General features: G+C 73.2%; 6 protein-coding genes and 1 pseudogene. 3 read left to right on the forward strand and 4 right to left on the reverse strand.

Annotation, left to right across the window (positions count from 1 at the left end; translation table 11 throughout):
- Positions 1-59: 59 nt before the first annotated feature.
- From LNW73_RS20345 to LNW73_RS20360, 4 genes are all read right to left on the reverse strand, one after another.
- Positions 60-911, reverse strand: a complete 852-nt coding sequence (locus tag LNW73_RS20345; protein WP_250976117.1) for a carbohydrate ABC transporter permease — start codon at positions 909-911, stop codon at positions 60-62.
- A complete protein-coding gene (locus LNW73_RS20350; protein ID WP_250992981.1) occupies positions 908-2,191 on the reverse strand; it encodes a carbohydrate ABC transporter permease in 1,284 nt (427 codons plus the stop codon). Before LNW73_RS20350 ends, LNW73_RS20345 begins: the two co-directional genes overlap by 4 nt.
- A 79-nt stretch (positions 2,192-2,270) precedes the next feature.
- Positions 2,271-3,653 (reverse strand): ABC transporter substrate-binding protein, encoded by a 1,383-nt coding sequence (locus LNW73_RS20355; protein WP_250990884.1) that lies wholly within the window; start codon positions 3,651-3,653, stop codon positions 2,271-2,273.
- A gap of 239 nt (positions 3,654-3,892) precedes the next feature.
- A complete protein-coding gene (locus tag LNW73_RS20360; protein ID WP_250990885.1) occupies positions 3,893-7,069 on the reverse strand; it encodes an FtsK/SpoIIIE domain-containing protein in 3,177 nt (1,058 codons plus the stop codon).
- A gap of 425 nt (positions 7,070-7,494) precedes the next feature.
- Here LNW73_RS20360 and LNW73_RS20365 point away from each other — a divergent pair, with 425 nt between their 5' ends.
- The 3 genes and pseudogenes from LNW73_RS20365 to prfB all read left to right on the forward strand — a co-directional run bounded on the left by LNW73_RS20365 (position 7,495) and on the right by prfB (position 12,894).
- A complete protein-coding gene (locus LNW73_RS20365; protein ID WP_250990886.1) occupies positions 7,495-9,132 on the forward strand; it encodes a serine/threonine-protein kinase in 1,638 nt (545 codons plus the stop codon).
- Positions 9,133-9,399: 267 nt separating this feature from the next.
- Positions 9,400-10,674, forward strand: a pseudogene (locus LNW73_RS36405) (serine/threonine-protein kinase); the annotation flags it as partial.
- 1,098 nt (positions 10,675-11,772) lie between these two features.
- Complete coding sequence (prfB, locus tag LNW73_RS20375) at positions 11,773-12,894, forward strand: peptide chain release factor 2 (protein WP_250990888.1); 1,122 nt, start codon at positions 11,773-11,775, stop codon at positions 12,892-12,894.
- Positions 12,895-12,981 lie beyond the last annotated feature (87 nt).

The following is a 12,981-nucleotide window of genomic DNA, read 5'->3' on the forward strand; positions in this document are numbered from 1 at the left end:
TCGCGGAGAGTGATCTGGTTACGGCGTCCAGGGGTGAGCTTCCCGCCGGTGGGCGCGGGCTACTTCACGGCGCCGGCCATCACCCCCGAGACGAACTGCCGCTGGAAGGCGAAGAACACCACGAGCGGGATGACCATGGACACGAACGCGCCCGGCGCGAGGATGTCGATGTTGCTGCCGAACTGCCGGACCTGCTGCTGCAGGGCGACGGTGATCGGCTGCGAGTCGCTGTCGGCGAAGATCAGCGCCACCAGCATGTCGTTCCACACCCACAGGAACTGGAAAATGCCCAGCGAGGCGATGGCGGGGCCGCCCAGCGGCATGATCACGGTGGTGAAGAGCCGCAGCTCACCGGCTCCGTCCAGCCGCGCCGCCTCCAGCAGTTCGCGCGGGATCTCGGCGAAGAAGTTCCGCAGCAGGAAGATCGCGAACGGCAGGCCGAAGGCGGTGTGGAAGAGCACGACGCCGGTGATGTCGCCGAAGATGCCGATCTTCCCGAAGAGCTGGGCGACCGGGATCAGCGCCACCTGGATGGGGACCACCAGCAGGCCCACCACGGCCAGGAACCACCAGTCGCGGCCCCGGAAGTCCATCCACGCGAACGCGTAGCCGGCCAGCGAGCCGATGACGACGACGAGCAGCGTGGTGGGGACGGTGATCAGGATGGTGTTGACCAGCGAGTTGACGACGGTGTCGTTGCTGAGCAGCGACTTGTAGTTGGAGACGGTGAGCTGGGACGGGGAGCTGAGGACCTTCCACCAGCCGGACGCCGCGATGTCCGTGGGGTCGCGCAGGGAGGACAGCAGCAGACCGATGGTCGGCAGCAGCCAGAAGAGCGCGACCACGATGAGGAAGACGCGTACCGCGCCTCCGCTGACCCAGGAGGCGAGTTTCGCCGCGATCGCGCTCATCGTCGTGCCTCTCTGCGCAGCCGCCGGATATTGAAGATCATCACGGGCAGGACGAGCAGCAGCAGAAGAACGCCGATCGCACTGCCGACGCCCTGGTCGTTGCCGCCGCCGAAGGACTTCAGATACAGCTGCAGGGCGAGCACGTTGGCGTCGCTCTGGGAGGCGCCCGGGGCGATGATGTAGACGAGGTCGAAGATCTTCAGCACGTTGATCATCAGCGTGATGAGGACCACCACCAGCACCGGTGCCAGCAGCGGCACGGTGATCTTCCGGAACACCTGCCACTCGTTCGCGCCGTCCACCCGTGCCTGCTCCAGCAGTTCACGCGGCACGCCCGCCAGGCCGGCCGCGATCAGCACCATCGCGAAGCCCGCCCACATCCAGATGTACGAGACGATGATCGACGGCGTGACCAGGCTCGGTCCGAGCCAGTCCACCCCGTTGTACTGGGTGGCGAAGTTGGACGAGGGCAGCCGCAGCTGGGCGCCGGCCGCCGCGGCCGGCAGCGAGAACGTGCCGTCGTCACCGGACTTCGCCGACGCGACGACCTTCCCGTCCTTCACCGCCTCGACCTTCACGCCGGGCAGTGCCTTCTCGCCCGGGTCGATCGCGCCGGTCGTGCCGCCGCCACCGGGCTTGAAGTCCAGCCACACCGTGCCCGAGACGCCGCCGTCCGCCGCGGGCGCGGCGGCCTTGGCGTCCTGTGCGTCGCCCGGAATCTTGTTCTGCGGGATGCCGATCAGCGGCAGCGCCGCCGCCGTGCCCGGCTGCGCCGGTGCCTTGGTGGTGAACGAGCCGCCCGCCGACGGCGCGAGATCGGCGTTGGGACGCGGTCTGGCGCCCGGATAGGCGGACGCCTCGGCGAAGGTGTCATGGATGCCGACCACGACCGCGTTGGCGACGCCGCGGTCCGGGTCGTTCTCGTAGACCAGCCGGAAGATGATGCCGGCCGCCAGCATCGAGATCGCCATCGGCATGAAGACGACGAGCTTGAAGGCCGTGCCCCAGGAGACCCGTTCGGTCAGCACCGCGAAGATCAGGCCCAGCGCGGTGGCCACCACCGGGGCGATGACCACCCAGATCGCGTTGTTCTTGACGGCCGTCAGATTGCTGTGGTCGGTGAAGACCTCGCCGAAGTTCTTCAGGCCGACGAACGCCGAGTTGTCCGCGTCGAAGAGGCTGCGCTGGATCGTGTACCCGATCGGGTACAGCACCAGCGAGCCGAGCAGCACCAGCGCGGGCAGCAGGAAGACCAGTGCCACCCAGGGGCGGGTGCCCATCAGGGACTTACGCTTCACGGGAGGCGGGCCGGCCGCGGCCGGCCCGCCTCCCGTGGTCACTGTCGAGGCCACCGGTGCCTCAGTTCTTGTACGCCTTGGCGGCGTCCGCTTCGAGTTTCGCCTGGGCGCCCGCCACGTCGGCCGGCTTCACCAGGAAGTCCTGCAGGTCCTTCCATTCGCCCTCGCCCTTGGTCCCGCCGAAGGCGGCGGGTGCCTGGTCGGACATGTCGAAGCGGAAGTCGTCGCCCGCCGAGATCAGCGCCTTGGCGATCGAGCGCGAGACCTCGTCGGGGTAGGCCGCCGGATCCAGCGACTTGTTCGGCGACACGTAACCGCCGGGCTTCGCCCACACCTGCGCCGCGTCGGTCGAGGCGAGGAAGGTCAGCAGCGCCTGGGCGCCCTTGCCGTCCTTCAGCACCACGGCGACGTCGCCGCCGCTGACCACGGGCGGCTTGCCACTGCCGACGGCCGGGAAGGGGAACACCTTGGCGTCGGTGCCGACCTTCGCCTTGGTGCTGGAGGAGATCACCGCGGCGGAGAAGTCGCCCTCGTAGACCATCGCGGCACCGGGCGGGGTGCCGGTGAACGTCTGACTGATCGACTTCGGGAAGTCGGTCTGCAGCGCGCCGCTCTGGCCGCCCGCTATCAGGTCCTTCTTGCCGAACAGCCCGGCCAGCGTGGTCAGCGCGTCCTTGACGGACGGGTCGGTCCACTTGATCTTGTGCTGCGCGAGCTGGTCGTACTTCTCGGGCCCCGCCTGGCTCAGATAGACGTTCTCGAACCAGTCGGTGAGGGTCCAGCCGTCCGCGCCGCCGACCGATACCGGGGGCGTGCCCGACTCGAAGACGGTCTCCGCGGCCTTCAGGAAGTCGTCCCACGTCTTCGGCTCGGTGACGCCCGCCTGCTGGAAGGCCGCGGTGTTGTACCAGATCAGCGACTTGTTGGCGGCCTTGGCGTAGACCCCGTACTGCTTGCCCTGATAGGCGCCGAGATCCTGCCAGCCCTTCGAGAAGTTCTTGGTCAGCTGCGCCTGGGCCTCGGGCCCGATCGGCTTGAGCCAGCCCTTGTCCGCGAACTGGTGCAGCACGCCGACCTGGGGAAGGAACGCCACATCCGGCGGCGCCCCGCCCTGGATCTTCGTCCCGAGGAAGGTGGAGGTGCTGTCGCCGGTCGGGACGAACGTCACCTTCGCGCCGGTGCGCTTCTCGAACTCGTCCAGCACACCCCGGAAGTTCTTCTGCTCGGCGCCGGTCCACACGGCGGCCACTTCGAGCTTCTGGCCCTTGAGATCCGGCAACTGGAGCCCCGACGACGAGGCCGAAGGAGCGCCCGAGGACGGCCCCGCGTCCTTCTTGTCGTCACTGCCGCAGCCGGCCGCGGTGAGCGCCAGTGCGGCGGCCGCCACAACGGCCAGCGCGGTTCGTGCCTGGTGGTTGTGCGCGCGCGTGCTGAATGTACGCATCTGCTCATCCCCTCGGTCCGGTCCGTCTGTCCTACGCCCGCGCCGATCGGCGACGCAAGGGCATGGGCGGGGTATAGGGGTTGATCGTGACCTTGACGTGATGCGGCGTCAGAGGGGTTTAATCACCGGAGAATTGGGCCCCCGCGCGATCCGCCGGGGCCGGCGGTCGCGCATCCGTCACACCGGTGGTCGGGCCGGGCCCCCGCCGTCACACCAGTGGTCGGGCCGTCGCGCAGCTGTCACACCAGCGGCTGGGCCGGGGCCGCCCCCGCGGATTCCGCGGCCCGTTGCAGCGCGCTGGCGAGCAGCGCCAGGTCCGTCGGCCCGTTGCCGAGCTCGCGCAGCGGCCGGCGGGTCGGCGGGTCGCCCATCCGTTCCCACTCCAGCGGTACGACCGTGGGCCGCAGCGTCGCCGTACGGGGGATGCGTCCGCTGACCCGGCCCGCCTGGAACGGCGCCACCGCGCCGCCGGGACGGCGCAGATAGCCGCGGCCGGGCACCTCCTCGTCCAGCCCCGCCGGGTCCTCGACATGGACCAGCAGGGCGGCCGACGCGGGGTCCTCGGTGCGCAGCGCGATCCGCAGCCGTGACCGTTCGTCCGCCTCGGTCCCCGAGGTGCGCTCCGGGCGCCCCGTCGACGCGATCAGGTGCACGCCGAGCCGCTCGCCCTCGCGGGCCACCGCCTCCAGCGCCCGCACGACGGAACCGGCCGCCGGGCGGCCGGTGCTGCCGAGCCCCGGCGCCACCAGCGCGTCGAAGTCGTCGACCACGACCACCAGCCGGGGGAGCGCGGAGTCGCTGCGGGTCTGGACGCGCAGCGCGCCCTGCTCGGACGGTTTGCGGCCGTCGCCCCGCCCGCCGTCGCCGCGCGCCGTCGACTGCCGGGGCACGGTCACCATCCGGTCCGCGTGCCACTCCCCGAAGCCCTGGCCGCCCAGCAGCTCCTCGCGGCGCTTGAGCTCCGCGCCGAGCGCCTGGGCGAACTCCCGCATGCGGGTCGGGTCGGAGGCCGCCAGATACGTCGAGACATGCGGCAGGTCCGTGACCGCGCGCAGTCCTTCGCCGCGCTCGGTGCCCGCGCCGTCGACCAGGACCAGCGCCAGCCGGTCCGGCCGTTCGGCGGCGGCGAGGGCCGAGGCGATCGAGCGCAGCAGCTCGGTCTTCCCCGAACCGGCGGCGCCGCCCACCATCAGATGCGGCCCCTCGGCCGCCAGGTCCACGACGACCCGGCCGCCGGAACCCGAGCCCAGCACCGCCAGGGCGCGGCCTCCGGCCCGGGCGTAACCGGTGAGGGCCGACTGGCCGCCGTCCCGCCCGGGCTCCTCGGCGCCCGCGTCGTCCGGGGCGCCGTCCCAGCGGGCGGTGATCTTCGCGGGGGTGGCCAGCGCCAGATCCAGCGCGTCCAGCAGCCGCACGGTGCGCGGCAGCGCGTTGCGGGCGCGCGGCGCCGTGGTGTCGGTCTCCCGCAGCGGTGCGAGGGCCCGCGCGAAACGCTCCGCCCACGCGGGCGAGACCGCGTCGACGACGACCTGCGCCGGCCCGTACGGATCCATCCGCAGGGTCGTCGCCACATCGCCCGACAGCTGGGCGACGGCGCCGCACTCCGTCGCGAGCCGGTCCGGCGACTCGGCCAGGCACAGCACATGCATCCCGACCGAGGGACCGGCGGCCGCTATCCGTCCGAGGGTGTCGCGCAGCGTCGCGGAATCGGGGTCGCCGTCCACGACGACCAGGGTGTACGGACCCTCACGGTGGGCCGCGGCCTCGGCGACGGCCTCCGGCGCGGCCCCGGCCCAGCCGGAGCCCAGCGGGCCCTCCTCCAGCCGGCGGGCCAGCTCCGTGACCCGCGCCGCGGCCTGGTCGCGGTCGAAGGCGAGCAGCAGCCGGCAGTCCTGGCCGTGCGCGGGACGCAGCTGCGGCAGCCAGTTGAGCCAGGACCACTCGTCGGCCCGCTGCTCGGCGCCGCGCGAGCGGTCGGCACTGATCAGGACGAGCTCCAGCGTGCTGGGGGCGTGCAGCGCGCAGGCCTGCGCCAGCACCGCGCGGGCCAGCCCGGCCAGCCGCGGCCGGGGCCCGGTGAGGCCGAGCGCGAAGGTGTGCGGATCGCGCAGGTCGACGGTGAAGGGGACGGTGCGCAGGGTGCCCGCGCCGTCCTCCGACGGCAGATCGGCCGTGCCCAGCCGCAGCGTCAGCGCGTCCGGGTGGTCGGGCCCGCGCTCCCACAGCCTGCGGCCGGGGCCCAGCGCGGTCAGCAGCACGGTGGCCGGGTCCGGCCAGCGCTCGCGCAGCGCGGCCGCCTCGGCGGCCAGCCGGGCGCCGTCCGCGCCCTGGCCCGCCGCACCGCTCCCGGTCCGGCCGGCCGCCAGCCGCCGTGCCCAGGCTCCTATGGTCCCGGCGACCCGTCCGGCGCCGGGCTGCGGCGGCTTCGGCACCCGCACCTGCACCGTGTCGTCCGGCCGGAGCCGTTCGCCGCGGCCGTACGTCGCGGTGTCGTCCGTCCCCTCGCTGTGGTCGGCGTAGCCGTGCGAACCGCTGCGCGGGGTGTCCAGCCGGCGTGAGGGGCCGGCGGCGGGCGGGACGGGGCCGGGCGGCGCGGACGGCCGCGGCGGCGGGGCGGCCGCCTCGGGACTCCGGTGGGCGGCGGGCGCGGACTCCGTACGGGGCGCGGACTCCGGGCGGGGGCCGGGGTACGTGGCGGAGCCGTGGCCACCGCCTGCGCGTGCCGCCCCGCCGGTCCGTCCGGTCGTGGACGCGTTCCCCGGGAGGAGGGTGACCCGCAGATGGCCCTCGCTGTCGGGCGCCGCCGGGACGGCCGCGTCCCGCGGGCCGGGTTCCAGGTGGAGGGTGGATTCACCGATCCGCAGCAGCGCGCCGGGGGAGAGCGCGACCGGCCGCTCCCCGACGGGGCGGTCGTCGACGGTGGTGCCGTTGGTCGAGCCGAGGTCGGCGACGGTGACCCGGCCGTCGGCCGCGACCGTCACGGCGCAGTGCAGCCGGGAGACGTCCGGGTCGTCCAGCGGGACATCGGCCTCGGCGGAGCGTCCGATCCTGACCTGGCCGCCCTGCAGCAGATGGACGCCGCCGGAGTCCGGACCGCCGATGACGCACAGCCGGGCCGGGGCGGACGCGCCCGACGGCGGCTCCGCGTGCTGCTCGGCGGGGGTGTGCAGCGACAGCACGGCGCCGTCCACCAGCGGTGGCATGCCGAGCAGCGCGCCCGGGTCGAGCCGCTCGGCGCCCGAGTAGAGCGCGACCGAGGAGCCGGAGGAGCGCGCGGGCTGGCCGGAGCCGGCTCCGGACGCGAGCGCTCCGGAAACCGCGCTCAGCGCGGTCCCCGCGGGCGCGGTGACCAGCACGTCGCAGGTGCGCCCCGCTCGGCCGCTGCGCGGCCCGAGGACGGTCAGCCGGATCTGCATCTCGTCCGCGGTCCCTTCTGCCCGGATGCCTGGCAGGAAGCCTCCCCACCGCGCACGGGCGCGTCGACACGTACAAGCACGAGCGGGCGGGCGTCTGTTGCCCCGTCACACCCGTACGGGATGCATCCTCCCACTTGCCACTGACAACCCGCCCCCGGTCCTGACAGGAGCGATCTTGAATGATCAGTTGTTGACCGGAAAGGTGCTGCTTGTCGCAATGGGGGCCGGTCGCGGAGCAACCAAGCGGTGGCCTGCCGCGTCCTACCCCCGAGCTCCGTTTTTTGTACATGCGGCCTGTGTATGCGGCTGTCAGCGGGCCGCCGCGGCCGTCCGCACTACAGTTGGCACGGTCGGCCCACAGGCCGCGGCTCAGCAGGGAACCTCGAAGTACCACGAAGCACCACCAAGACCAGGGAGCGCATGACGTGCGGCCGGTAGGCAGCAAGTACCTCCTCGAGGAGGTACTCGGACGCGGGGCCACGGGGACCGTCTGGCGCGCCCAGGTGCGCGACGAGGACGGCGTCGTGGCGATCAAGGTGCTCAAGGAAGAGCTCGCGAGCGACCCCGACATCGTGATGCGCTTCCTGCGCGAGCGCGCCGTACTCGTACGGCTGCGCCACCCGCACATCGTGCGGGTCAGGGACCTGGTGGTCGAGGGCGATCTGCTGGCCCTGGTGATGGACCTCGTCGACGGCCCGGACCTGCACCAGTACCTGCGCGACAACGGCCCGTTCTCGCCGGTCGGCGCCGCCCTGCTGACCGCCGCCGTCGCCGACGCGCTCGCCGCCAGCCACGCCGACGGCGTGGTGCACCGCGACCTCAAGCCCGCGAACGTGCTGCTCGCCACGACCTACGGCGAAGACGGCAGCCCGCGCATGCACCCGATGCTCACCGACTTCGGCATCGCCCGTCTGGCGGATTCGCCCGGCATCACCCGCACCCACGAGTTCGTCGGCACCCCGGCCTACGTCGCGCCGGAGTCCGCGCAGGGCAAGCCGCAGACGTCCGCCGTGGACCTGTACGGCGCGGGCATCCTGCTCTACGAGCTGGTCACCGGCCGTGCGCCGTTCCGCGGCGACAACGCGCTGGAGGTGCTGCACGCGCACCTGAGCCAGGAGCCGGTGCGCCCCGGCAACGTGCCGGAACCGCTGTGGACGGTCATCGAGCGCTGTCTGCGGAAGAACCCGGAGGAGCGGCCCAGCGCCGAGAACCTGGCCCGCGCGCTGCGCGTGGCCGCCGCCGGGATCGGCGTGCACGCGACTCCCGCCGAGGCGGAGGCGGCGCTCGGCGTCGCCGCGCTGCTCGGCCCCGACCTCGCGCCGACCACCGTCCCCGGGAGCGCCGACCCGACCCAGGTGCTGCCCGCGCACCGCTACGACCCGAACGGCGCGACCGGCGTGCTGCCGGTCGCCACCGCGTCCGGCGCCGACGGCACCCGCGTCCTGCCGCCGGTGCCCGACGGCCCGCCGCAGGGCCACGCGGATCAGCAGCAGGGCCCGCACCCCTGGCAGTCCCAGCTCAGCGCCGCCCGCCAGCGCGGCGAGCAGACGGAGCTGCAGTACCTCGACCCGGAGCAGGACCCGCTGCGGCGCAGGCCGCGACGGCAGCCCGGCGGCCAGCCGCAGGGCCGGGGCCGGCAGGACCAGTACCAGCAGGACCAGTACGGCCAGGGCCAGTACCAGCAGCAGGGGCAGCAGCAGCCGTACGCGCCGCAGCAGCCGTCCCAGCCCCAGCCGCGCTACCAGCAGCAGCCGCAGCAGCAGGTCCAGCCGCGCTACCAGCAGCCGCAGCCGCAGCGGTACGAGCCGCAGCGGCCGCCGGAGCCCGAGCCCCGGCGCGAGCCGCGGCCGCGCAGCGCCAACCCGATGAAGATTCCGGGTCTGGGCTGCCTCAAGGGCTGTCTGACGACGATTCTCGTGCTGATCGTCATCTTTGTGGTGGTCTGGTACACCACGCCGCTCCCGGAGTGGGTCGACAGCGGCCAGAACCTCTGGGACACCACGACGGGCTGGATCAGCACCGCCTGGGACAAGGTCAACGAGGTGACCGGGTCGGGCAACTGACCCCGGCCACGCTCACCGCCGACCTTCACACCGACGTTCACGCCGACCTTCATCACGCGGGCCGCCGAGCCTCGTCATGCCCGCCGTCGACCCCCATCACGCGCGCCATGCTGCCGACTTGTCGACACCTGGCGGGTGATTTCCCCCGCAGAACCACACGTCACCACACACCGGCCCCCCGAACGGCCGCCGGGCCGCGTAGTTTTGTCGCCAACGCGACAGCGCTGCATACGGCGCGACGGACCGTCGGAGGAGTCGGAGCAGGCCTTGGCAAGGAAGATCGGCAGCCGGTACACCGCCCACCAGGTGCTGGGGCGGGGATCCGCCGGCACGGTGTGGCTGGGTGAGGGCCCCGAGGGTCCGGTCGCCATCAAACTGCTGCGCGAGGATCTCGCCTCCGACCAGGACCTCGTGGGCCGCTTCGTGCAGGAGCGCACCGCGCTCCTCTCGCTGGACCATCCGCAGATCGTCGGGATCCGTGACCTCGTCGTGGACGGCACCGACCTCGCGCTGGTCATGGACCTGGTGCGGGGCACCGACCTGCGGTCCCGTTTGGAGCGCGAGCGCCGGCTCGCCCCCGAGGCCGCCGTCGCCATCGCCGCCGATGTCGCGGACGGCCTCGCCGCCGCGCACGCGGCCGGCGTCGTCCACCGCGACGTCAAGCCCGAGAACGTGCTGCTCGACTCCGCCGCCCCCACCGGACCCGGCGGCGCGCCCCCGGCGCTCCTGACCGACTTCGGCATCGCCCGTCTCGTCGACTCCCCGCGCCGTACCCGGGCCACCCGCATCATCGGCACCCCGGACTACCTCGCCCCCGAGATCATCGAGGGCCTCCCGCCGCGGGCCAGTGTCGACATTTACGCCCTGGCGACCGTGCTCTACGAGCTGCTGGCCGGTTTCACACCGTTCGGCGGCGGCCACCCCGGCGCCGTACTGCGCCGCCATGTGACCGAGGCCGTCGCACCGCTCCCGGACGTTCCCGACGAGCTGTGGCAGCTGCTCTCGCAGTGCCTCGCCAAGGCCCCCGCGTCCCGGCTCACCGCCGGTGAGCTGGGTGAACGCCTCCGGGATCAGCTGCCGCGGCTGGCCGGGCTGCCGCCGCTCGACGTGGACGCGCCGGACGAGCACCCGGCCGACTCCGACGACGACACCCCGTACGAGCCGGACATCGGGCTGTTCGAGCCGCCGAGCCACCGCGGCGCCGTGCCGCTGGTGCGCGGCGCGGCCCCCGACTCCAGCCGCGACACCCACACGAGCATGAAGCTGCCCACCGCCGAGGAGCTGGCCGCGTACGGCCGCGGCGCCCGCTCCGGCGGTGGTCCCGGCGGATCCGGTGGCAGCGGGTCGTCCGCCGGCCGCCCGGCGAGCCCGCGGCACCGCGCCGTCTCCGACGTCGTGCGCCGCCGCCGGGTGCGCGTCGGCGCGGCGGCGGCCGCCGCACTGGTCGTCGCGGGGCTGGGCGGCTGGGGCATCGCCTCGCTGGGCGGCGACTCCGGGCCGAAGGGCCCGGCGGACAACGACCACCCCACCACCGCCCCGCCCACCACGCACCCGACCGCGCCCACCGCCGGAGCCGCCTCCCCGCAGGGCTCCATCGGCACCCCGGTCGAGCTGCCGCGCTGGTCCGCGTTCAGCGCGGTCCCCGCGCCCCGCGTGAAGCTGGTCGGCGGCCCGCGCGCCATCACCGTCGCCGGGACCACGTACGTCTTCGCCCGCGGCGAGGACAACGACGTCTGGTACGTCACCCGGGGCGTCGGCGCCTCGGGCGCCTACAGCGCCTGGCAGCACCTGACGGGAATAGGAGTCGCCGACGACCCGGCGGTCGTCTCGGCCTCGCCGGGCCGCCTGGACCTGTTCGCCCTCGGCACCGACGGCCTGCTCTACCGGCGGACCATGATCAACGGAACCTGGAACCAGTGGTACCAGGTCGACGAGCGCACCCGGTTCGACGCCGCCCCGGCCGCCGCGTCCTCCGAGCCCGGCCGGATCGACCTCGTCGGCCGGTCCGGCGGCGACCTGGTCACCGCCTCCCTCGTCGGCACCCGCTGGAACGCCTGGTCGGTGGTCCCCACCCCGGGCCGCATCACCGCCGCCCCCGGGCTCGTCTCCCGTTCGAAGGGCACCCTGGACGCGTTCGTCGTCCGCAAGGCCGACGGCGCCGTGCTGCGCCTGCCGTACTCGGCGGGCGCCTGGCGGCCGACGGTCCTCCTGCGGGGCATGGACGCGGCCGGCCGCCCCGAGCCACTGGCCTCCGGCGACCGGGTCTACGCCTTCGCCCCCGCCCCGTCCGGCGGCCTCTCGCAGGCCGCGGGCCCGGTCGCGGGCGGCGCGGAGTGGTCCGTCGCCGCCCTGCCCGGCGCCACCGCGGCGACCACCCCGGCCGCCGTCACGTCGTCCGGCCGCGTCCTCGAGCTGTACGTCCGCACCCCGGCCGGATCCCTCACCCGGGCCACCGCGCAGGTCTGACGCGCGGCGTCCGGGCGGGTGCGAGACCGGCGTCCTGGCGGGTGCGAGTGCGGCTTCCCGGCGGGTCCGGCCGACGCCTCGGGCCGGGTCCGGCCCGGGGCCCGAAAGTGTCTCCCGTCACAGGACCGCCCCCGGGCGAGAACGTCCCGTTCGACCAGCCGGTAGTCTGGACCCGTGGCAGTCGTCGATGTATCCGAAGAGCTGAAGTCCCTCTCCTCGACCATGGGGTCGATCGAGGCCGTCCTGGACCTCGACGCGATGCGGGCCGATATCGTCGTTCTCGAGGAGCAGGCCGCGGCGCCGTCCCTCTGGGACGACCCGGAGGCGGCGCAGAAGATCACGAGCAAGCTCTCGCACCTCCAGGCCGAGCTGCGCAAGGCCGAGCAGCTCCGCAGCCGGATCGACGACCTGTCGTTGATGTTCGAGCTCGCCGAGGACGAGAGCGACGCCGATGCCCTCGCCGAGGCCGAGGAAGAGCTGGTCTCGGTCCGCAAGGCGCTCGACGAACTGGAGATCCGCACCCTCCTCTCCGGTGAGTACGACGCCCGCGAGGCCCTGGTCAACATCCGTGCCGAGGCCGGTGGCGTGGACGCCGCCGACTTCGCCGAGCAGCTCCAGCGCATGTACCTGCGCTGGGCCGAGCGGCACGGCTACCAGACGGAGGTCTACGAGACCTCCTACGCGGAAGAGGCCGGCATCAAGTCGACCACCTTCGCGGTGAAGGCCCCGTACGCGTACGGCACCCTCTCCGTCGAGCAGGGCACCCACCGCCTGGTGCGCATCTCGCCCTTCGACAACCAGGGCCGCCGCCAGACCTCCTTCGCCGGCGTCGAGGTGCTCCCCGTCGTGGAGAAGACCGACCACCTCGAGATCGACGAGTCCGAGCTGCGCGTCGACGTCTACCGCGCCTCGGGCCCCGGCGGCCAGGGCGTCAACACCACCGACTCGGCGGTGCGGTTGACCCACATCCCCACCGGCATCGTGGTCTCCTGCCAGAACGAGCGCTCCCAGATCCAGAACAAGGCCAGCGCCATGAACGTCCTCCAGGCCAAGCTCCTCGAGCGCCGCCGCCAGGAGGAGCAGGCCCTGATGGACTCCCTCGGCAAGAGCGACGGCGGGAACTCCTGGGGCAGCCAGATGCGTTCGTACGTCCTGCACCCGTACCAGATGGTCAAGGACCTGCGCACCGACTACGAGGTCGGCAACCCGCAGGGCGCCCTCGACGGTGACATCGACGGCTTCATCGAAGCGGGCATCCGCTGGCGCAAGGGCCAGCAGAAGGCCTCCCAGGACTAGCCCCTGACGCGTCCGCTTCTGTCGGCAACTGCCATCCATTGGATGGCAGTTGCCATTTTTATGTCACAGCCACCTACACAACTGACC

Source organism: Streptomyces sp. RKAG337 (genome assembly GCF_023701715.1).
Lineage (GTDB): Bacteria > Actinomycetota > Actinomycetes > Streptomycetales > Streptomycetaceae > Actinacidiphila.

Coding starts and splice junctions, on each gene's coding strand:
- LNW73_RS20355 (WP_250990884.1), bottom strand. CDS start 3,653: ATGCGTACATTCAGCACGCGCGCGCACAACCACCAGGCACGAACCGCG.
- LNW73_RS20345 (WP_250976117.1), bottom strand. CDS start 911: ATGAGCGCGATCGCGGCGAAACTCGCCTCCTGGGTCAGCGGAGGCGCG.
- LNW73_RS20360 (WP_250990885.1), bottom strand. CDS start 7,069: ATGCAGATCCGGCTGACCGTCCTCGGGCCGCGCAGCGGCCGAGCGGGG.
- LNW73_RS20350 (WP_250992981.1), bottom strand. CDS start 2,191: ATGGGCACCCGCCCCTGGGTGGCACTGGTCTTCCTGCTGCCCGCGCTG.